17 protein-coding genes are annotated in these 21511 nt (G+C 68.8%); 5 read left to right on the top strand and 12 right to left on the bottom strand.

All coding sequences use genetic code 11. The features are described 5' to 3' along the window. The first annotated feature begins 39 nt into the window (after positions 1-39). Positions 40-675 (top strand): DUF2306 domain-containing protein, encoded by a 636-nt coding sequence (locus tag SGCZBJ_RS04545; protein WP_240621414.1) that lies wholly within the window; start codon positions 40-42, stop codon positions 673-675. On the opposite strand, the gene SGCZBJ_RS04550 is transcribed toward SGCZBJ_RS04545, so the two are convergent. The 4 genes from SGCZBJ_RS04550 to SGCZBJ_RS04565 form a co-directional block, all read right to left on the bottom strand. Further along, positions 672-1736: a hypothetical protein gene (locus SGCZBJ_RS04550; protein ID WP_101716830.1), complete on the bottom strand. Its 1065-nt coding sequence runs from the start codon at positions 1734-1736 to the stop codon at positions 672-674. The two genes, SGCZBJ_RS04545 and SGCZBJ_RS04550, sit on opposite strands and share 4 nt — an antisense overlap. A gap of 139 nt (positions 1737-1875) precedes the next feature. Continuing rightward, positions 1876-3093 carry an RtcB family protein gene (locus tag SGCZBJ_RS04555; protein ID WP_101716831.1) on the bottom strand — a complete coding sequence of 406 codons (1218 nt, stop codon included), beginning with the start codon at positions 3091-3093 and terminating at the stop codon, positions 1876-1878. Positions 3094-3574: 481 nt separating this feature from the next. After that, a complete protein-coding gene (locus SGCZBJ_RS04560) occupies positions 3575-3700 on the bottom strand; it encodes a hypothetical protein (protein ID WP_101716832.1) in 126 nt (41 codons plus the stop codon). Between the two features lie 169 nt (positions 3701-3869). Next, the gene (locus SGCZBJ_RS04565; protein ID WP_101716833.1) at positions 3870-5312 is read right to left on the bottom strand and encodes a protein adenylyltransferase SelO; all 1443 of its coding nucleotides are present in this window, start codon (positions 5310-5312) and stop codon (positions 3870-3872) included. A gap of 266 nt (positions 5313-5578) precedes the next feature. Between SGCZBJ_RS04565 and SGCZBJ_RS04570 the strand changes: the two genes are divergently transcribed. Beyond that, positions 5579-8185 carry a TonB-dependent receptor gene (locus SGCZBJ_RS04570; protein ID WP_101716834.1) on the top strand — a complete coding sequence of 869 codons (2607 nt, stop codon included), beginning with the start codon at positions 5579-5581 and terminating at the stop codon, positions 8183-8185. A 193-nt stretch (positions 8186-8378) separates the two neighbouring features. On the opposite strand, the gene SGCZBJ_RS04575 is transcribed toward SGCZBJ_RS04570, so the two are convergent. Genes SGCZBJ_RS04575 through SGCZBJ_RS04585 form a run of 3 tightly spaced genes read right to left on the bottom strand, consistent with a single transcriptional unit; the run spans position 8379 to position 10882 of the window. Next, complete coding sequence (locus SGCZBJ_RS04575) at positions 8379-9743, bottom strand: MFS transporter (RefSeq protein WP_420808148.1); 1365 nt, start codon at positions 9741-9743, stop codon at positions 8379-8381. Between the two features lie 17 nt (positions 9744-9760). Beyond that, positions 9761-10474, bottom strand: coding sequence for a hypothetical protein (locus SGCZBJ_RS25360; protein ID WP_133149188.1), 714 nt, complete (start codon positions 10472-10474; stop codon positions 9761-9763). Positions 10475-10525: 51 nt separating this feature from the next. Continuing rightward, complete coding sequence (locus SGCZBJ_RS04585; protein WP_101716837.1) at positions 10526-10882, bottom strand: DUF3060 domain-containing protein; 357 nt, start codon at positions 10880-10882, stop codon at positions 10526-10528. A 189-nt stretch (positions 10883-11071) separates the two neighbouring features. Here SGCZBJ_RS04585 and SGCZBJ_RS04590 point away from each other — a divergent pair, with 189 nt between their 5' ends. Further along, positions 11072-13498 carry a M20/M25/M40 family metallo-hydrolase gene (locus SGCZBJ_RS04590; protein ID WP_101716838.1) on the top strand — a complete coding sequence of 809 codons (2427 nt, stop codon included), beginning with the start codon at positions 11072-11074 and terminating at the stop codon, positions 13496-13498. A 174-nt stretch (positions 13499-13672) separates the two neighbouring features. On the opposite strand, the gene SGCZBJ_RS04595 is transcribed toward SGCZBJ_RS04590, so the two are convergent. After that, positions 13673-15112 (bottom strand): aldehyde dehydrogenase family protein, encoded by a 1440-nt coding sequence (locus SGCZBJ_RS04595; RefSeq protein WP_101716839.1) that lies wholly within the window; start codon positions 15110-15112, stop codon positions 13673-13675. Positions 15113-15273: 161 nt separating this feature from the next. On the opposite strand from SGCZBJ_RS04595, the gene SGCZBJ_RS04600 reads away from it, so the two are divergent. Continuing rightward, entirely contained in the window at positions 15274-15897 is a 624-nt protein-coding gene (locus SGCZBJ_RS04600) for a hypothetical protein (RefSeq protein WP_101716840.1), read from the top strand. A gap of 7 nt (positions 15898-15904) precedes the next feature. On the opposite strand, the gene SGCZBJ_RS04605 is transcribed toward SGCZBJ_RS04600, so the two are convergent. From SGCZBJ_RS04605 to SGCZBJ_RS04620, 4 genes are all read right to left on the bottom strand, one after another. Continuing rightward, the gene (locus SGCZBJ_RS04605; protein ID WP_101716841.1) at positions 15905-17293 is read right to left on the bottom strand and encodes an L-serine ammonia-lyase; all 1389 of its coding nucleotides are present in this window, start codon (positions 17291-17293) and stop codon (positions 15905-15907) included. 117 nt (positions 17294-17410) lie between these two features. Then, positions 17411-19063: a M28 family metallopeptidase gene (locus tag SGCZBJ_RS04610; RefSeq protein WP_101716842.1), complete on the bottom strand. Its 1653-nt coding sequence runs from the start codon at positions 19061-19063 to the stop codon at positions 17411-17413. Between the two features lie 185 nt (positions 19064-19248). Next, positions 19249-19596: an endonuclease domain-containing protein gene (locus SGCZBJ_RS04615; RefSeq protein ID WP_240621415.1), complete on the bottom strand. Its 348-nt coding sequence runs from the start codon at positions 19594-19596 to the stop codon at positions 19249-19251. A gap of 118 nt (positions 19597-19714) precedes the next feature. After that, positions 19715-20683 carry a threonine ammonia-lyase gene (locus SGCZBJ_RS04620; RefSeq protein ID WP_101716844.1) on the bottom strand — a complete coding sequence of 323 codons (969 nt, stop codon included), beginning with the start codon at positions 20681-20683 and terminating at the stop codon, positions 19715-19717. A gap of 123 nt (positions 20684-20806) precedes the next feature. Here SGCZBJ_RS04620 and SGCZBJ_RS04625 point away from each other — a divergent pair, with 123 nt between their 5' ends. Beyond that, complete coding sequence (locus SGCZBJ_RS04625; protein WP_101716845.1) at positions 20807-21415, top strand: acyloxyacyl hydrolase; 609 nt, start codon at positions 20807-20809, stop codon at positions 21413-21415. The last annotated feature ends 96 nt before the right edge of the window (positions 21416-21511 follow it).

Here is a 21511-nt window from a genome sequence, read left to right on the forward strand (position 1 = left end):
GCAACGAGGTTGCGCCAATTCGCAACGGGGACCTTCGCCTTGACCGCCACGACCGCCGCCATTCGCCTGCCGCCCATGTCCTGGCGCGCCCGCCTTGCCTGGATCGTCGTGGGGCTCCTGTGCCTGGGGATCGCCGCCTACTCGGCGCGCTACCTGCTAAGCCCGCCTCAGGCCCCGGCCCAGGCCCTGGGCAATCCGCGCGGGGTTCCGTGGCTGGTCATCCACATCGCCGGTTCGGTCACCGCCCTGGTTCTGGGGTCGTTGCAGTTCATTCCCGCGCTGCGCCGGGGCGCTGCCCCGCCGCATCGCTGGACCGGACGGGTCTATGTGCTGGGATGCCTGGTCGGCGGCGTCGCGGGCCTGGTCCTGGCGCCCGGCTCCTACGCGGGACCGATCGCCACGACGGGTTTCGGCCTGCTCGCGGTCATCTGGATCGCCGTCAACATCCTGGGCTGGCGCGCCGCCGTGCAGGGCCGCTTCGTCGCGCACCGCCGGTGGATGATCCGCTCCTGGGCCCTGACCCTGGCGGCCGTCACCCTGCGGCTCTACCTGCCGCTGGTCATGGTCCTCGACCTGCCGTTCCTGCCCTGGTACCGCGCCATCTCGTTCCTGGCCTGGGTTCCCAACCTGATCGCCGCCGAGCTGTGGCTGCGGCGCGCGGGCCGGCCCGCCTAGGCCGGCGCCAGCGAGCCGACGAGCTCGCCCTCACCGCCGTCAACGCCGACAGCGGTGAGGTCCTGCACCTCGACCTCGCTGCTCACCGGATTGACGCCGAAGAACCGTCCCTTGACCACCGCCTCGCCGGAGAGGCGGCCCGAGACCGACGATCCCAGGCGCAGGGTCGCGATGAACGGCGCGATGACCCGGGCATACTGGACCACCACCTGGTAGCCATAGATCCGTCCCGGCGGAACCTCGATCAGCACCTGCGCCGGGTCGTCCACCATCTCCTGTTCCAGGTCCTCGGAACGCCCCTCCGCCATGGGATGGATCGGCCGCTCCAGGACTTCGCGGTCGGGGGCCCCCTCCGCAGCGAGGTGGAAACCGAAGGCCTCGCCCATGGCCGGCAGTCCACCGCGCTTGCTGGCCTCGTCGATGACGAACGCCCGCTCGATCTTGTAGCTACGCGGCGCCCAACGCACGTCGGTCAGCAGCGCGTCTCCCGCGCGGTTGTCGACCGTCATGACCGGTCCCGGACGCCCGGCCAGATACTCGAGCTCGACCGACCCCGTCCCGGCGTACCGCATGTCGGCGACGATCACGTGGCCGTTCTCGACCAGCAGGTCCCAGCACTCGTTGTTGGCGCCGCGATCCCAGGGGTAGACGCCGATGTCGCCATGCGGGTCGGAGCGATAGACGTTCAGCTTGCGTTCCCAGTCGAGGCGGGTGTTCAGCGCGACCCAGCCGTTCACCGCTTCGGCGCGCCAGACCTGCCGCACCTCGCCCGGAACGAACGGCGTCAGGTGCACGAGCCCCTCGGGCGTCTCGTAGCCGCCGGCCCTGGGCGTCGAGTAGCGCCGGGTTCGATAGGTCAGGGCCAGACCGCTGGCCAGGTGCCGCAGCACCGACCCGTCCTGCGCGTTGTCCTCGGCCGTCCACAGCTGCTCGAAGTCGCCGACCAACGGCTGCAGCGCCACCTTGCCCCCTTCGCCTTTCGTCAGCGCCATGCGCTCGTCGCCGGGCAGCTTGGAGACGATGTAGAAGGGCCGGTTCGGGAACGGGACTTCCGTGGCCATGGCGCGCGCCTCAGGTCAACCTAGAGCGGAGGCTTAGCAACAGGCGCACGCGCTGTACGCAGCACCCGCCCACAATGGGTAGGCGACACGCCCTGCACACGCAAAACGCCGCCCAGTCTTACGACCGGACGGCGTCCTGCTAGCCCTTCACACAGATGACCTGGCGCAGCGTGTGGACGATCTCCACCAGATCGCTCTGGGCGGCCATGACCGCGTCGATGTCCTTGTAGGCCATCGGGGTTTCGTCGATCACGCCTTCGTCCTTGCGGCATTCCACGCCGGCCGTGGCCGCGACGTGGTCCTCCACCGTGAACCGGCGCTTGGCTTCGTTGCGGCTCATCGCGCGGCCCGCCCCATGGGAGCAGGTGCAGAACGAGTCCGGGTTGCCCTTGCCGCGCACGATGAACGACTTGGCGCCCATCGAGCCGGGGATGATGCCCAGCTCTCCGGCCTTGGCCGACACCGCGCCCTTGCGGGTCAGGTAGACGTCCTTGCCGAAGTGCTTTTCCTTGGAGACGTAGTTGTGGTGGCAGTTCACCGCCTCCTGCGTCACCACCAGATCCGGGAAGTGCTCACGGAGCACGCCCAGAACCTGATCCATCATCACCTCGCGATTGGCCCGGGCGTACTTCTGGGCCCAGGCCACCGCCCGCACGTAGTCGACGAAGCCGTCGCTGCCTTCGGCGAAGTAGGCCAGGTCCTCGTCGGGCAGGTTGATGAACCAACGGCGCATCTCGTGCTTGGCCCGCTCGATGAAGTAGGTCCCGAACCTGTTGCCGACCCCGCGCGAGCCCGAGTGCAGCATCACCCACACGTCGCCGGCCTCGTCGAGGCACAGCTCGACGAAGTGGTTGCCCGTGCCCAGCGTCCCCAGGTGCCCGAACCCGCGAGGGTGGGCGGCCTTGGGATTGCGGTCGACGATGTCGTCGTAGCCGGCCTTCAGGTCGGTCCACTTCGCCGCGGCGATCGCCGGAGGCTCGGTCTGCCAGGCGCCCTTGTCGTTGCGGCCGCCGTTGTCGGTGCGGCCGTGCGGTACGGCCGCCTCGATCGACGAGCGGATCGCAAACAGGTTGTCGGGCAGGTGCTCGGCGCGGATCGAGGTGCGCACCGCCATCATGCCGCAGCCGATGTCGACGCCCACGGCGGCCGGGATGATCGCCTTCCAGGTCGGGATCACCGAGCCCACGGTCGCGCCCATGCCCCAGTGCACGTCGGGCATCACCGCCACGTGCTTGTGGATGAACGGCAGGCTGGCGACGTTGCGCAACTGCTTGAGCGCCGAATCCTCGATCGGCACCCCTTGGGTCCACGCCTTGATCGGCGCGCCCCCGCTTTCGATGTCCATGAAGCCGCTCATCGGCTTCTCCTTTCCAATCCGCCCCTCCCGGCGTCATGGTCGGTGGAATTTCCGCGCAAGAACGAAAAACCCCTCCGGCCAAGGCCAGGAGGGGTTTTCCTCGTACTTCCCGAAGTCCGCTTGGACCTAGGCCGTCTTCCCCTCCAGCATGCACGCGTCATTACGCTCGACCTGCAGGTCGAGTTGGTAGCTGACGGTCATGAAGGTTGGGGCTTTGCGCGCCATGGTCTTCGAGGTCCTTATCGGGAGGCGGGCGATTACAGGGTTATGCCGGCCCGCGCCAGGGGGCAGGCGAGCGGCGCGCGCGGAAGTTGCGAGCGGTGTGGCGGATTTGGCGCAATAGATCCTCTCCCCCCTGGGAGAGGTGTCGGCGAAGCCGACGGAGAGGAGGAGCAAGGGCTGAGTGACGTCAGCGGAAGCTGAAAACGTCTCCCCTCCGGCCCTCCGGGCCACCTCCCCCAGAGGGGGAGGATCTCTTGGCTTAAGCCAGCTCGGGTCCGTCCGAGAGCGCTTCGCCGATAGCGCGGGCGCAGCCCGGCAGACCAAGGGCGCCGATGAACGACAGGGCCACGGCGCAGACCAGCATGATCGGTTGGAAGATGCGCATGCGTTATTCTCCACCTTGTCCCGCCGCCCTTGGGGGAAGGGGTCGGCCGCGGGGTTGATAGACCGCCGTCCAGCACGCTTAAATCGCAAGCTTGACGTTGGTTCCGGGTGCGACTCCGGAAAACTCAGCATGCGGCATAAATGCCTCAAACTTATGTCAGTCGTCCAGTTCACACATGAAGGTCGTAGGCCGCGCGTGCGTTTTCGATCCGCGCCAGCTTGGCCTCGAGCGGCGCCCATTCGTCGGACTGGTCGATCGGCGCCCACAGGGCCTCGACCTCCTCGATCAGCAGCTCCTCCGGCTCGGTTCGTCCGAACACGGGATTTTCCAGGCGTTCGGGGCGATCCGGCTCGAAGCCCGACAACCGCGTGCGGAAGTCGGCGAAGGCCGGATCCTGGTACAGCGCGCCGCGCGGCCCCTCCAGCGCCCGGCCTTCCGAGGCCTCGCCGCCGAACCAGTCGAAGAAGAACGGCTCCCAGCGCAGAGCCTCGCCGCCGGACAGCTTGCTTCCCTCGGCCAAGGCCTTGAAGGCGGCGTTGACCAGCTCGACGTCGGCCTCCGCGCCCCGGCTCCTGACCGCCAGCCGCCCGATCATCGCCTCGCGCAGGCCGTCCTTGTAGGCGTCGGAGAAGCGGTTCAGCGCCCCGATCAGGCCCGTCTGATCCGGGCTGACCAGCACCAGGCAGGCGGCCAGCTGCTGCAGGTTCCAGAACCCCGCCTCCGGCTGGCGGCCGAAGCTGTAGAGGCCAGAGTGGTCGAAATAGGCGGCGGTGAAGTTGGGGTCGTTGCGCGGCAGGAACCGCCAGGGGCCGTAGTCGAAGCTCTCGCCGGTGACGACCATGTTGTCGGTGTTGAGCACGCCGTGGACGAAGCCGGCGGTCATCCAGCGGGCGACGAGGCGGGCGGTGCGGGTCACCACCTCCTCGAACATCGCCGTGGGCCGGTCAGGGGCGTCGGCCAGATGCGGGAAGTAGGTCTCGACCACGTGGTCGACCATCGTCGAGATCAGGTCGGCGCGCTCGAAATAGGCCAGGCGCTGGAAGGTCCCGAAACGGATGTGGCTGTGCGAAAGCCTGGTCAGCACGGCCGAGCGGGTCGGGCTGGGCTCGTCGCCGCGGGTCAGGGCCTCGCCGGTCTCGATCAGGGAAAAGGCCCGCGAGGTGGGAACGCCCAGGGCCTCCAGCAGGCCCGCGGCCAGGATCTCGCGCATGCCGCCCTTCAGGGTCAGCCGGCCGTCGCCATGCCGCGACCACGGGGTCTGGCCCGAGCCCTTGGTGGCGAGATCCAGCAGGCGATCGGCTCCCTCTTCCCGCACCTGCGCGAACAGGAAACCCCGGCCGTCGCCGAGTTCGGGGTTGTAGGATCGGAACTGGTGGCCGTGATAGCGCATGGCCAGCGGCTGGGCCTGGGCGCCCGGCAGGGGCTGGAACCTTCCGAAATGCGCGATCCACTCGGCGTCGGTCAGGGTCTCCAGGCCCACGCTCGCGGCGGCCCGATCATTGCGGAACCGCAGGATCGTTTCAGGAAAATCGGCGGCCGCCACCGGGTCGGCGAACTCTCCGCCCAGCGAGGCGAAGCGGGAATCGGGGCGGTAGCGTGCGTTGACCGGCATGGACGCCAGATGCGCCCGCCCCTCGCCCGGCGCAAGGCGAGGAAGCCCAGAGGGCGGTTTTAAGAAGCTCGGCATGTTCGCATAACGCTGTCGCAGTTTCGCAACAGGAACCTTGGAACCGTTTCACAGCAAGGTTTTCGCTTGCCGAGCATACGGACCGCCCATAACCATTGGCTGTCCATTCGAACGATCGTTCGGGTGAAGGCCAATCAAAAAACCGGCGGGGGCGGTGCAAGCGCTCTCGTCATAACGAACCGAGGTAGGAAATGCGCTTTACCCAGGTGCTTCGCGGCACGGCCTCCGCCGTCGTGCTCGCGGGCGTCGCCGCCGTCGGCGTCGCCCATGCTCAGGACTCGGCCGCGGCGGCCGCCCAAGAGCCCGAAACCCTTACCGTCGACAGCATCATCGTCACCGCCCAGAAGCGCGAGCAGAACCTGCAGGACACCCCGGTGGTGGTCACCGCGGTCGGCGCCAAGCTGCTGCAGGACACCGGCGTGCGCGACATCAAGGACCTGACGATCCTGACGCCGGGCCTGACCGTGACCTCGACCACGTCGGAAGCCTCGACCACCGCCCGCATCCGCGGCGTCGGCACCGTCGGCGACAACCCCGGCCTGGAAAGCTCGGTCGGCGTGGTGATCGACGGCGTCTACCGCCCCCGCAACGGCGTGTCGTTCGGCGACCTGGGCGAAATGGACCGCATCGAGGTGCTTAAAGGTCCGCAAGGCACCCTGTTCGGCAAGAACACCTCGGCCGGCGTCATCAACATCATGACCAAGGAGCCGGAGTTCGGCTTCGGCGCCAACGCCGAGGTCACCGCCGGCAACTACGGCGCCAAGGGCGCCTCGGCCTCGGTCACCGGTCCGCTGTTCGGCAGCGACAAGTGGGCGGGCCGCCTCTACGCCGCCGCCCGCCAGCGCGACGGCTTCAACGACGTGGTGACCGGCAAGGGCCCGAGCACCGAGAAGGAAGACGCCGACCAGAACTTCTACACCGTGCGCGGCCAGCTGCTGTTCGTGCCGGACGACAACTCGACCTTCAAGATCATCGCCGACTACTCCAAGCGCGACGAAAACTGCTGCGGCGCCGTGCAGATCCGCACCGGCCCGACGGCGGCGATCATCAACGCCCTGGCCGGCGGAACCGGCATCGCCAACCCGGCCAAGCCGTTCGACCGCGTCGCCTACTCCAACCGCGGCGCGCCGCAGGAGATCGAGGACAAGGGCGTCTCGCTGCAGGCCGACATCGACCTGCCGATCGGCACGCTGACCTCGATCAGCGCCATCCGCAACTGGCGCATCGACAGCGGCCAGGACGCCGACTTCACCACGGCCGACATCACCTATCGCGCCAAGGACGGCACCAACTACGCCGAGTTCACCACCTTCAGCCAGGAACTGCGCCTGGCCGGCAGCACCGAGCGCCTGAACTGGCTGGTCGGCGCCTTCCTGGCCGATGAGCGCCTGGACAACGAGGCCAACTTCCGCTTCGGCAGCGACTACGAAGCCTACATGTCGACGATCGTCCTGTCGGGCGTCGCCGGCGCCCTGGCCCCGGCCGGCATCACGGTCAGCCAGGCCAACAGCGCGCTGTTCGCCTCGCAGATCACCGCCCTGCCCTACGGCAGCTCGTTCACGGCCGGCACCGGCCTGCACGACACCTACAACCAGCGCTCCAAGACCATCGCGCTGTTCACCAACAACACGCTGAAGGTCACCGACGCTTTCGACATCACCGTGGGCCTGCGCTACACGGCCGAAGAGAAGGACCTGTCGACCTACCAGACCGGCGCCTCCAACGCCTGCGGCGTGCTGCTGACCCCGGCGGGCCAGGCCCGCGTGGCCTCGACCCTGGTCGGCCGCGGCGTGCCGGCCGCCCTGTTCGGCACCGCCACCGGCACCAGCATCGTCTCGACCGTCGTCGGCAACATGTGCCTGCCCTGGGCCAATCCGCTGTTCAACGGCCGCGGCACCCAGCAGAGCCTGAGCGAGCGTGAGTGGACCGGCACGGTCAAGGCCAGCTACCGCCTGAACCCGTCGGTGTTCGCCTATGGTTCGTACGCCCGCGGCTACAAGGGCAGCGGCTTCAACCTGGACCGCACCCAGTCGTCGAACGGCACGCCCTCGGGCGGCGTCGGCGTCGTGCCGATCACCGACACCTCGTTCCCGGCCGAATTCGTCGACAGCTACGAGCTGGGCCTGAAGAACACCCTGTTCAACCGCACGGTGCTGTTCAACGTCACGGGCTTCTACCAGAAGTTCTCGGACTTCCAGCTGAACACCTTCCTGGGCACCTCGTTCGCGGTGCGCTCGGTCGAGGAAGTGACCTCCAAGGGCGTCGACGTCGACTTCCTGTGGTTCACCCCGGTGCGCGGCCTGACCGTCCAGAGCGGCCTGACCTACGCCAAGACCGAATACGGCGACCAGCCGGTGGCCAACGACCCGACCAACGCCCTGGCCCTGCTGCCGGGCTCGCAGATGTCGTTCGCGCCGGAATGGTCGGGCTCGGCCTCGGTGACCTACGAGCACGCCGTCGGCGGCACGCTGAAGGCCAAGTACAACATCGGCGCCAAGTACGTGTCGGAATACAACACCGGCTCGGACCTGTTCCCCTTCAAGATGCAGGACGCCTTCACCCTGGTGAACGCCCGCGTCGGCCTGGGCGACGCCGACGACAAGTGGGCCGTCGAGCTGTGGGCCCAGAACCTGTTCGACGAGGACTACTATCAGGTGGTGTTCAACGGCCCGCTGCAGGGCTCGTCGGGCCTGTCGGCGACCAACAAGGTCTACAACCCCGCCGCCGACACCCTCACCTACGACGCCTTCCTCGGCGCGCCGCGCACCTACGGCGTGACCCTGCGGGCGAAGTTCTGATCACGTACAGCTAAGGCGCCCGGCGACGGGCGCCTGGGGCAGGGAAAGGGCGGTCCGCAAGGGCCGCCCTTTTTCTTTGCATAGATCCTCCCCCTCTGGGGGAGGTGGCCCAGAGGGCCGGAGGAGGCGGCGCCGACCTATGCCGCAAAGCCCCTCAGTCGCTCCGCGACAGCTCCCCCAGAGGGGGGAGCATCTAGCCGCCCGCCGCGTACGCCGCCTTCAGCTGCCGGTAGGGCCGTGAGTTGAACGCCGCCACGGTGGCCAGCACGCCCACCGCGCCAGCCAGGGTGAACACCAGCGCTATGCCCCGGTCAGGCCCGCGGCCGAACCAGTCGCCGATGGTCGCCGCGCCCGCGCCGTCGGTCATGAACGGGATGACGACGAACTGGGTCAGCGGGCCGATCAGGAAGGCGGTCAGCGGCGAGGCGGCCTGCTCCACAGACTGGGCGAAGCCGAAGACCCGGCCCTGGCGTTCCAGCGGCACCACCTTCTGCAGCGTGGTCTGCTCGGCGGCCTCGGCATAGGGCCCTAGCAGCATCCAGACGAAGCAGCCGCCGGCCAGCAGCCAGATCGACGACTGCAGGGTGAAGACGCAGCTGACGCCCCAGCTGATCAGGTTGACCAGCAGCAGGGTGCGCAGGGGGCTTGGCCCCAGCCCCGTCCGCGCGATGACGACGCCGCTGAGGATGAAGGCCGTCGACAGCACGCCGAACAGCAGGCCCCAGACCTGCACCGACACCAGCGACAGGCCATAGGCGTCGAGCAGGGCCATGAAGATCCCGCCCAGGAAGTTGTTGAAGGCGGCGAACAGGACCAGGGCGAACAGGCCCGGCACGCCGGCGATCACCCGCACGGTGCCGGCGATGTCCACCCGACGCGGGCCGGCGTGCTCGCCCGCCTCGGCGACGGCGCGGGGCTCGTCCACCCGCACGGCCAGCAGGTGGACGAAGGCCGCCAACGTCAGGGCCAGGGCGAAGGCGAGGCCGAGCCGCATGCCGCCCCAGGCCACCAGAAAGCCGCTGATCACCGAGGTGGTCAGGAAGCCGATGCCGCTGACCATGCCCACCAGGCCGTTGGCCTTGTCGCGCCGGTCCTCGGGAATGAGGATCGTGACCAGGGTCGGCAGGGCCACGCCCCGGATGTTGCCGGCGATGACTCCCAGCATGCACAGGCCGATGAACACCCACAACCAGGGCCGGCCGACATCGGCGATCGCCCCCTTCGGCGCCGCCTCGTGCACGGCCAGGGCCAGGACGTAGAGCCCCAGCGAAGCCAGGCTCGAGCCCAGCATCGCCGTCTTCTTGCGGTGATGGTCCACCAGGCTGCCGAACCAGAAGCCGCAGGCCGCCGTCAGCACCAGATAGACGCCGGCGATCATGCCGGTGGCGAACACCGAGCGGGTTTCCAGATAGACGTAGAAGGTCAGGGCGAACCAGACCGTGAAGTTGGTGATGTTGGCCACGAGGTTGTTGGCCAGCAGGTGGTGGAACGGGGTCACGACGCGCCTCCACGCGGCGCTGAAGACCGCTTGGCGGCGACCGTGCCAGCCGCGCGCGATGGAGGCAACGAGCGACCTCAGTCGCTCTCCGCCACGGGGATCCAGATCGCCTCTTCGCTTCGGGAGACGCGCGTTCTCTCGCGGGCGACGGCCTTGAGCCCTTCGAGGGACGCCAGCACATCCCTGGCGTCGTCCGCGTTCAGGTCGGCGACCACCGAAAACTTGTTGCCCAGTCCGCCGAACGAGGTTCCGACGATCTTCACTGCGCCGTCACGCGACACGAAGCGATCATGGACCCGGTTGGTGTTCACCAGAGTGACGTTGCGCCCCTCCTTCAATCGCGGCCAGAGCAGCTTCCGGATCGCCTCAGCATAGCCGTCGAAGCAAAGCGTGACGTCTCTGGCGCTGGACGGGAGGAGCCTGAGCAGGGCCTCCACATAGGCCTCGTTGCTCGGGTACGCGGCGGTCGGCTCCTTGAAGAGGTAGGGATCGCACACCAGCACGCGCTCGCCCCCCTTCAACCACGAACGGACATGCGAAAGCGCGTCTTGTCGTCCCTCGACCGAGGGACGAACCAGCATATGCGCGAGATGATCCGCCGTCGGCGGCGCTTCCTCACCCTCGGCCATCCGCAGCAGTGCGTCGCGCGCCCACTTCACGGAGGCGCGACCATCGGCGGCATGAAGAAAGCCTACTGCGCTGTCATCTCCGGAGAGGATGCGCAGAAGGATATCCAGCTTGTCGGCTGCGCTTACCAAGACGGACGGCATGTTCACCTCAAAGTTGTTCACCTTGATCCGCTACCGCCAATCCTACTAAGGATTGCTTTCAGTCTCGACGGGCTACTTCTCCCGGACGACCTGGTTGTCGACGCCGGTCACGCTGCGGCGAACCTCGCCGGTGGAGCGCCAGCGCACCTTCTGGTCCGTGCCGGTCACCGACAGCACGCCGCCGGGCGCGATGGTCGCCATGACGGTGTTGCCGCTGCCTGAGATCTCGAGGCTCCTGCACGTACCGGTCAAGGTGACGCTGTTGTCGACGCCGGTGATCGCCACGGCGCGGCCGTCGCAGGCCAGGGTCTCGACATGGTCGGTCCCGGAGATGGCGATCGCCTTGCCGCCGGCCTCGGTCGGCCCCGTCGCCTGGGGCGGCGCGCCGGCCAGCATGGCCAGGATCGCGAAGGCGGGAACGATGCTCATCGATGACCTCGAACAAAATGATGGAGGGCTCGACGCATAGCGCGACCGTCGCGCGCCGCCATGCTGGGGGAAAACCCTAGCGCCCAAACGCCCATTTTCGCTCCGCACGCCCGCCTTTCCCGTTCCCCCCGCGCGCGAACACCCGCACCCTCGACGCGGGCCGGGGATGGACGCGAGGGCGAGCCGCGCATGAAAGCGATCAGACTGCTCGGATTCTGGATCTGCCTGCTGCTGGGCCTGGCGCTGGCCGCCCTGGCGCAGCGATCGCCGCCCGTCGTTCCCGCCAGCGCCCCGCCCGACGCCTTCTCCGCGCAGCGCGCCATGGCCGACGTACGGACCATCGCCCTGCGTCCCCACCCCACCGGCTCGACCGACATCGTACGGGTGCGCGACCACCTGATGGCCAGGATTTCGTCGCTGGGACTGGAGCTGTCGGTCCGCGCCGACGAGGGCTACACCGGTCCCCGCAACGACGGCCGCTGGCTGGTCGCCGGCTCGGTGCAGAACATCATCGGCGTGCTGCCGGGCGCCGACCGCTCAAAGCCCGCCGTGCTGATTATGAGCCACTACGACTCGGTGGCCAATTCGCCCGGCGCGGCCGACGACGCCGCCGGCGTGGCCGCCGCGCTCGAGGTCGCCCGCGCCCTGAAGGCCGGCCCGACGCCGGCCCGCGACGTCATATTCCTGTTCACCGACGGCGAGGAGCAGGGCCTCTTGGGCGCCGACGCCTTCTTCGCCCGCGACCCGCTGCGCCAGAAGGTCGGCGTGGTCATCAACATGGAGGCGCGCGGCGACAGCGGCCGGGCGGCCATGTTCCAGACCGGTCCGCAGAACGGCGCCCTGATGGCCCTATTCGCCCGCGAGGCCAAGCGGCCGGCCGCCAACTCCCTGGCCGCTGCGGTCTATGAAAAGATGCCCAACGACACCGACTTCACCCACGCGGTGAAGGCCGGCCTGCCGGGGCTGAACTTCGCCTTCATCGACGACCAGCTGGCCTATCACACGCCGCTGGCCAAGGCCGACCACCTCGACCAGGGCAGCCTGCAGCACTTCGGCGACCAGGTGCTGCCCACCGCCCGCGCCCTGGCCACGGCCCAGACCCTGCCGGGCAAGGCGCCCAACGCCGTCTATTCCGACGTCTTCGGCCTGTTCCTTGTCAGCTATCCGGTCGAGGTCGCCTGGGGCCTGCTGGCCCTGGCCGGCGTGCTGGTGCTGTACGCCCTGGTCCGTGGCCTGATGATCCGGGGAACCAGCGTCGTCGAGCTGCTCAAGGGCCTCGCCGGCTTCCTGCTGGTCGGGACGTCGGGCGCGCTCGTCCTGCACCTGACCGGCAAGCTGCTGCACATCGCCGACCTCCAGGCCCACTACGCCCTGCTGGGCCGGTTCGACCCGCTGCTGCTGGGCTGCACCGCCATCCTGGTCGGCGTCGCCCTGGCGGTGGTCATCGGCCAGGCCAAGGGCGCGGCGCGGATCTGGCCGAGCCTGCTGGCCCTGGCCGCCGGCGGCGCGACCTGCCTGATCGGCGGACCGCCGGCGCTGGACCCCATCGGGGCCGGCCTGGGCGTCGCCAGCGCCGTGCTGGTCTGGGCCTCGCTGGGCAAGCCGGTGGGCGTTCTGGGCGCCTGGATCGGCGCGCTGGTCGGCCTGCTGGCCATCGCCGTGGCGGCCATGGTCCTGCTGCCCGGCGGCTCGGTGATGGCCGTCTGGCCGCTGCTGGTCGCGGCCCTGGCCGCCGTGCTGGTGCTGGCCAAGGGCGGCACCCGCGACCGCCGCGTCGCCTGGGCCCTGACCGCCTGCGTGGCCGTGGCGGCGATCGTGGTCGTCGTCCAGGTCGGCGCCTGGGGCGCGTGGACCTTCGCCGGGCTGGGCGTGACCCTGCCGGCGATCCTGGCGGCGTTCGGCCTGCTGGCCCTGCCCGCCCTGATCCCGCTGGCCCACGACTTCTCGGCCCTGAAGCTGGCGGCCATCCCCGCCACCCTGGTGGCGGCGGTCGGCGGCGGCCTCGTCGCCTACGCCGTGCTGGCCGGCGCGACGCCGACCCGGCCCGAGCTGACCGAGGCCGCCCACCTGTCGGACCTGTCCAGCGGTCAGGCCTGGCGGATCTCGACCCTGCCGCGCCTGGACGCCTGGTCGCGCGGCGCCCTGGTCGCCCAGGGCGGAACCCCGGCCCAGAAAGAGCTGCCGCCGTTCTTCCGCTCCAAGGTCTGGATGGCCGAGGCCCGGCCCGTGCCGCTGGACCCGCCGCAGCTGATCATGGAACACGCCGGCGAGCGCCTGCTGGTGCGGGTGATCCCCGGCCCCGGCGCCGAATACGTCACCCTGCGCATCAAGCCCGACGGCATGCTGGCCGGCGCGCGCCTCAACGGCCGCCCCGTGCCCCTGACCACCAAGCGCGGCGAGTGGACCAGCCTGACCTACCACGCCCCCGATCCCAACGGCGTGACCCTCAGCTTCAGCCGCCTGAACGGCGCCGGCCGCGTCGAGGCCGCCGCCCTCGAAACCCGCGAAGGCTGGCCCCGCGCCGCCCCCTCGCCGGGCGCCAAGCCGGAAGGCCTGATGGGCTGGGGGATCTCGGACAAGACCCTGGTGCTGACCCGGGCGGCGGTCTCTTGGTGATCCCTCTCGCCTTGTGGGAGAGGGTGGCCCCGCGGAGCGGGGTCGGGTGAGGGGTCGCACCAACGCAGAACGCCGCGACGGCTGATCGGCTGTCGCGGCGTCTGATTTTTGAGAGACCCCTCATCCGTCGGCTACGCCGACACCTTCTCCCGCAAGGGGAGAAGGTAGGTCGACCTACTCCGCCGCCTGCTTGGGCGCGTAGCCGAGGATGGCCTTGGTTTCGAGGAACTCGCCGAAGGCGTGGTCGCCCCATTCGCGGCCGTTGCCGCTCATCTTGTAGCCGCCGAACGGAGCCATCAAGTCGGGGCTGGCGCCATTGAGGTTGACCTGACCGGCCCGGAGCTTGGCGGCCACCGCGCGGACGCCGGCGGGGTCGCCGCCGGAGACATAAGCCGCCAGGCCGTACTCGGTGTCGTTGCCGATCTCGACGGCCTGGTCGACGCTGTCGTAGCCGAGGATCGACAGCACCGGGCCGAAGATCTCTTCCTTGGCGATGGTCATGTCGGGGGTGACATTGGCGAAGACGGTCGGCTTGACGTAGTAGCCGGTCTCCAGCCCATCGGGCTTGCCCGGGCCGCCGGACACCAGGGTCGCGCCCTCGTCGACGCCCTTCTGGATCAGGCCCTGGATTTTGGTCCACTGCACTTCGGAGACCACCGGGCCGAGCTTGGAATTGCCGTTCGGGTCGCCGACGGTGTGGGCCTCGGCGGCGGCCCTGGCGATGGCGATCACCTCGTCCATGCGCTTGGCCGGGACGAGCATCCGGGTCGGGGCGTTGCACGACTGGCCCGAATTCATCATCACCGAGGCCACGCCGCCGCCGACAGCGCGCTGGAAGTCGGCGTCGTCGAGGATGATGTTGGGGCTCTTGCCGCCCAGTTCCTGGTGCACGCGCTTGACGGTCGGGGCGGCGTTCTTGGCCACCTCGATGCCGGCCCGGGTCGAGCCGGTGAACGACACCATGTCGACTTCAGGATGGCTGGACAGGGCCGCGCCCACCGTGGGGCCGTCGCCGTTGACCAGGTTGAAGACGCCGGCCGGCACGCCGGCGGCCTCGAGGATCTCGGTCCACACCCAGGCCGAGAACGGGGCCACTTCCGAGGGCTTCAGCACCATGGTGCAGCCGACGGCGAGCGCCGGCGCGACCTTGCAGGCGATCTGGTTCACCGGCCAGTTCCACGGCGTGATGAAGGCGCAGACGCCGATCGGCTCCTTCACCAGACGCGTCGTGCCGCGATCTTCCTCGAACCTGTAGTCCTTCAGCACCTGCAGCGAGGTCTGGACGTGGGCGATGCCCATTGCGGCCTGGGCGCGTTGGGCCAGCCAGGCCGGGGCGCCCATCTCCTCGGTGATGGCCTTGGCCATGTCCTCGAAGCGCTTCTGGTACTCGGCGATGATCCGCTCGAGCAGGTCGATGCGCTCCTCGCGGCTGGTCTGGGAGTAGCTGGCGAAGGCCTTGCGGGCGGCGCGGACGGCCAGGTCCACGTCTTCCACGGAACCCAGGGTCACCCGGCCGGCGACGGCTTCCGTCGCGGGGTTGATGACGTCCACCGTCTTGTCGGACTTCGCTTCGACCCACTGGCCGTCGATGTAGAACTTCAGGTAGTCGCGCATGGGTTCCTCCTGCCGGGCCGCTCTAACCTGGGACGGGGGCGGCGCTCTTTCAAACGCTCATTCTAATTATCGGCGATCACGTGGGAAGAGGCGCCGTCGGTGGAGTTTGTTAATTCGCCTCGCGGAAGTTGAGCCCCACCATTCGACGTGAGGGAACCGCCATGGCCGATCTGCTGCCGCTGAAGACGCTGCTGGACCGAGGGGCCAACCGCGAGGCCGTCCTGGCGCTGGAGCAACTGGCCGCCGAACGGCATGCGCTCGACGACGCCGCGTTCCGCGCGCCGCCGGAGGCGCACGACAACGCCAACGTGCCCGTCGTGGCGCTGGATGAGATCGTACACCGCGGCTATGGCTACAGAGCCGGCGACGCCCCTAAGACTCTGAAAGCGGACTTCGCCGTCCTCTCCGAACTTGAAGCCCCACTGATCATCGCGCTCGCCGCTGCGGCGGCCGACCACCCGACGGCCGAGCAACCGTCCCGGAAGTATCTGGTGGGCCTGGACAGGGCCGCCTCGACCCATGAGCGCGCGCTGGTTCGCATCGACATCCGAACCTGGGTCTTGCCGCTGGATTCGGCGCACCCGCTGTCGAACGACATCCGCGGGCTGCTGGTCGTCTCCGCCGCCCGATCGTTCGTCGACATCAAGAAGACGCCGCTCAACGCTTTCATCGCGATCTATCAGCGCCAGTCCGCGCTGTCGAAACGCCCGGCGCAGGACGTCATGGACACGCTGCATGATATCCAGCACGTCTGGGCGCGGAGCCTGGAGCGCCTCCAGGCCTAGACCCGCCTCAGCACTCCACCCGGTTCACAGACAGCCCCACCGCCAGCCCGCCGAGCGAGGTCTCCTTGTAGATCTCGTTCATGTCCTCGCCAGTGCGTTTCATCGTGGCGATGACCTTGTCGAGCGACACCGAGTGCTGGCCATCGCCCAGCAGGGCCAGGCGGGCGGCGTCGATGGCCTTGATGGCGCCCATGGCGTTGCGCTCGATGCAGGGGATCTGCACCAGACCGCCGATCGGATCACAGGTGAGGCCCAGATTGTGCTCCATGCCGATCTCGGCGGCGTTCTCGATCTGGGCGTTGGTGCCGCCCAGCGCCGCGCACAGGCCGCCGGCCGCCATCGAGCAGGCCACGCCCACCTCGCCCTGGCAGCCGACCTCGGCCCCCGAGATCGAGGCGTTGCGCTTGTAGAGCGCGCCGATCGCCGCCGCCGTCAGCAGGAAGGTGCGGATCTGCTCGGGCGTCCCTTTGTGGAAGCGGACGAAGAACCGCAGCACCGCCGGCACCAGGCCCGCCGCCCCGTTGGTCGGGGCGGTGACGACGCGGCCGCCGGCGGCGTTCTCCTCGTTGACCGCCATGGCCCACAGGTTGACGAAGTCCATGGCCGCCAGCGGGTCGCTCATCTGGCGCTCCATCCGGCCAAGGATGGTCTGGTGGATCTGGCGGGCGCGGCGCTTGACGCTCAACCCGCCGGGCAGGATCCCGTCCTCGCGCATGCCCCGGTCGATACAGGCCTCCATGGCCCCGAAGATGCGGTCGAGGCCGGCGTTCATCTCGCCCTCGCTCATCCGGGCCAGCTCGTTGGCGGCCATCACCTGGGCGATGGTCAGCCCCGCCTTTTCGGCGCGCTCCAGCAGGTCGGCCGCGCTCTCGAACGGGAACGGGATGGCCGGTCCTTCCTCGGGCGGCGCATTGCGACCCATCTCGCTCTCGTCGCGCACGAAGCCGCCGCCGATCGAGAAATAGGTGCGCTCCATCAGCAAGGATCCTTCAGCGTCGAAGGCGCTGAAGGTCAGGGCGTTGGGGTGCTGGGGCAGGCGCTCGTGGCCGGCGAAGACGATGTCGCGGGCTTCGTCGAAGCCGATGCCGACCTCGCCGCCCAGCATCATCCACTGCGTGGCCTTGGTCTCCGCCAGGGCCGCCTCGCCGGCGTCGGGATCGAGCGTGGCGGGCGCAAGGCCCATCAGGCCCAGGATCACGGCGCGGTCGGTGGCATGGCCTTTGCCGGTCAGGGCCAGCGAGGCGTAGAGCCGGGTCTGGACCCGGGCCGTGAGGGCCAGCTTGCCGGCGGCGCGCAGCCGCTCGACGAACATCACCCCCGCCGTCATCGGCCCCATGGTGTGGCTGCTGGAAGGGCCGACGCCCAGCTTGAAGAGGTCGAAAACGGAGGCGGTCATTTTTATTCTTCACCGTTCTCCCCGCGAAGGCGGGGACCCAAGCTGAGCTGGCCACGGCGTGCGCGGTCGACTCGGCTTGGGCCCCCGCCTTCGCGGGGGTGATCGGGTTATTTGCTCTTACTTCCGTTCGGCCTTGGTCTTGTCGCGCAGGTCCTTGAACTCCGAACCCGCCTGCCACTCGGGCCAGGTGCGCGAGTTCGCCAGATCCGCGCCGACCTTGTAGAACAGGCCGATGTCCATGGCCTGGCCCGACAGGTCCCAGTCCGCCGACCATTCGTCGGCCGGCTGGTGGTAGCGGTTGGCGTTGTAGTCGGCCTCGGCCTTTTCGCCGGCTTCCTTGCCGCCCTTCACCAGATCGCTGCCCGACCCGACCGAGATGGCCGGCACGCCGCGCTTGGCGAAGGGGAAGTGGTCCGAGCGGTAGAAGTGGCCGGCCTGCGGCACGGGATCGGGCGTGAAGTAGCGGCCCTCTTCCTTGGCCTTGGCCACCAGCATGTCCTGCAAGTCGACCTTGCCGTCGCCCGAGGTGGTGACGTCCTTGGCGGGACCTGCGGCCGACAGGGCGTCGATGTTGAGGTCGGCGACCGTCTTGGCCAGCGGGAACAGCGGGTTGGCGGCGTAGTATTCCGAGCCGAGGAGGCCCTTTTCCTCGGCGGTCACGGCCAGGAACATCACCGAGCGCTGCGGCGCCGGCGCGGCCTTGAAGGCGCGGCCCAGTTCCAGAAGGGCGGCGATGCCGTCGGCGTTGTCGACGGCGCCGTTGTAGATCTTGTCGCCCTTGGCGTCCGGCAGGCCGACGCCCAGGTGGTCCCAGTGGCCGCTGTAGATGATGGTCTCGTCAGGATACTTCGTGCCCTTCACGCGGCCGGCGATGTTCTTGGAAACGATGACCTCGTGCTTGACCGCGTAGTCGGCCGAGAAGGTCGCCTTCAGGTCCACCGGCTTGAAGTCGCGGGTCTGGGCCTGCTTTTTCAGGGTCTCGAAGTCGAGGCCGGCCTTCTTAAAGAGGTCGACGGCCACATCACGCTGAATCCAGCCTTCCAGGGCCGGGTGGGACTTGCTCGGGTCCTTGCGGACGATGTCGAACATCGTGTTGGTGTTGGAGTTCTTCACCGTCGCCCAGCCGTACGAGGCCGGCGCGGTCTCGTGCACGATCAAGAGGCCGGCGGCGCCGCGACGGGCGGCTTCCTCGTACTTGTAGGTCCAGCGGCCGTAATAGGTCATGGCCTTGCCGCCGAAGTCGCCCTTACCCGTTTCGAAGTCCGGGTCGTTGATCAGCACGACGACGATCTTGCCCTTGACGTCCAGGCCCTTGAAATCGTCCCAGTTGCGCTCGGGCGCGGTGACGCCGTAGCCGGCGAAGACCAGAGGCGCGTCCTTGATCGACACCTTGTCGACATTGGTCATCGCCGCGCGGATGGCGATCTGCTCGCCCTGGCTCAGCATGACGTGGTCGGGACCGGCCATGATGTGGGCGCTGACGGGACCGGCGATCTCGAACTTGGCCAGCGGCACGTCCTGGGTCCAGGCGCGCTTGCCGTCGGTCTGCAGGTCGCCGGCCGGCTCCAGGCCGATCGCCTTCATCTGCTCGACGACGTAGGCGACGGTCTTCTTCTCGCCCTCGGTGGCGGGGCCGCGGCCCTCGAATTCGTCGGACGACAGCACCTTGATGTGCTGCGACAGCCGGGCGGGATCGATCTTGGGCGCGTCGGCGGCGTGAGCCAGCATCGGCGCGGCGATCAGCGCGGTTGCGAGGAGAAGGCGTTTCATCGTCGCTACTCTTTTCGAGCGGTTCGTTTCGAGGTCGCGGACCCTAGCGGGAGGTTTTGACCGCGACTAGGGGGTGCGGAGAAAGTGGGCTTGCTTCAGCTTCCTTCTCCCCTTGCGGGAGAAGGTGGCGGCCGAAGGCCGGCGGATGAGGGGTCGAAGGCGGGCGCAGCTGCATACGGCGACAGCTAGCGACCACAGGCCGCCAGTATGGCTGCGAGGACGACTTCGCGATCATCCTGCACAGCCCTGTTAGAGAAGCGCAGGACGCGGAACCCCTGCTCACGCAGCCAGGCGTCGCGGACTAGATCCCGGTCGCGCTCGTCGTGGTGCGGACCGTCGGCTTCGATGATCAGCCGATGCCGGAAGCAGACGCAGTCGGCGATGTAGCGGCCGAGCGGAACCTGTCGTCGGAACTTCAAACCATCCAGCTTCCGGTCGCGCAGGAGGCTCCATAGCAGGCGCTCGGTAGCGACGGGCGCGCGGCGCAGGTGGCGAGCTTGAGCGAGGGCGGCCGTGGCGGGAGCTTGGAACAAATGAAGAACAACTTCAAGTTGCCACTTGCTTGTCGGCTCCCGTTCTCGGCGTTGAGTTCTGAGAGACCCCTCATCCGACGGCCTTCGGCCGCCACCTTCTCCCGCAAGGGGAGAAGGATCAGGCGATGACCCCCGCAAACACCGCCGGATCAACATTCCCGCCCGACAGCACGATCACCGTTGTCTGGTCCTTGACCTCGATCTTGCCCGAGAGCGCCGCCGCCAGGCCCACGCAGCCGCCGGGCTCGACGACGAGCTTGAGGTTCATGAAGGCCCAGCGCATGGCGGCGGCGACCTCCTCGTCGGTGACGGCGGCGACTCCGGTGAGGGTTCGGCTGTTGATCGGCCAGGTCAGGGCGCCCGGCGTCGGGGCCAAGAGGGCGTCGCAGAACGAGCGGGCTTCGGGGTCGATGACCTCGCGATGGCCGCTGCCCAGCGAGCGGCGGGTGTCGTCGAAACCGGCAGGCTCGGCGCCCCAGATCTGGGTGGCGGGCGACAGGGCCTTCACCGCCGTCGAGGTTCCGGCGATCAAGCCGCCGCCGCCGATCGGGCAAAGCACCTTGTCGAGGGTCGCGCCGGCCGCCTCAGCCTGGGCGATGATCTCCAGCCCCACCGTGCCCTGGCCGGCGATGATGTGCGGATCGTCGTAGGACGGCACGACGATCATGCCGCGCTCGGCGGCGATCTCGCCAGCGATCGCCTCGCGGTCTTCCTTGAAGCGGTCGAAGAAGCGGATCTCGGCCCCGAAGCCGCGCGTGGCCTCGACCTTCACCGACGGCGCGTCGGCCGGCATGACGATCAGGGCCGGCATGCCCAGCTTGTCGGCCGCCAGGGCCACGCCCTGGGCGTGGTTGCCCGACGAGAAGGCCACGACGCCGCGCGCCCGCTCTTCCTCGGTGAACTGCGACAGGCGGTTGTAGGCGCCGCGGAACTTGAAGGCGCCGGCCAGCTGCAGGGTCTCGGGCTTGACGAAGATCCTGCCGCCCAGCCGGTCCGACAGGGCCGCGCTTTCCAGCAGCGGCGTGACCACGGCCTGGCCCTTCAGGCGTTCGGCGGCGGCCTGGATGTCGGCGAGCGAGACGGTCATGAGGCCCTCAATGGCTCAGTGGCTGTGTGGCCACGCGACCACAGCATTTGATCGCCCCTGCTCTAGCTCGCACCGGCGGTTCGCGCCATAAGGGAGCCGGATACTGCTGAGGGGTCAGAGACCATGAAATTCGCACTGTTGGCCGCCGTGGCCGGCGCCGCGCTCGCCTGCGCCACCGCCGCCTCGGCTGGCGAACTGATCGTCGGCGCCTACAAGCACGACGTCACCTTCATCGGCGAGGCCGTGGGCCTGGGCGCGGCCGGCCGCGAGGACGGGGTCGACCTGCACCTCGGCTACCGCACCGATCGCCTGGAGAACCTGACCTGGCTGGGCAAGCCGCAGGTCCACGCCTTCGTGTCGCTGAACAGCGAGAACACCTCCAACTTCGTGGCCGCCGGCTTCTCCTGGCCGATCGATTTCGGCGACAAGGGCGGCTTCTATTTCCGTCCGGGCATGGGCCTGGCCTACACCGACGGCGAGACCGGCCTGCCGCCGGTCAACGAGCCGGGCATCAGCCAGGCCGAGATCGATCGCCGCCTGAAGCTCTACAACACCCGCATCGACTTCGGCTCGAAGGTGCTGTTCCAGCCGGAGCTGGCGCTCGGCTACCGCTTCAACGACCGCTGGGCGACCGAGCTGTCCTACGTGCACCTGTCGAACGGCCAGATCTTCCACCAAGGCAAGAACCAGGGGCTTGACGATCTGGGCGTGCGCCTGCTTTACGCCTTCTGACTTCGCGGGGGCCGCCTGACGGCCCCCCCTTTGTCGCCGCACAATCTGACGAACGTCCGCCGCCGAGTCCTGTCGAAGGGCCGCGGGCGCTACCGG

This window comes from Caulobacter zeae (assembly GCF_002858925.1).
Lineage (GTDB): Bacteria > Pseudomonadota > Alphaproteobacteria > Caulobacterales > Caulobacteraceae > Caulobacter > Caulobacter zeae.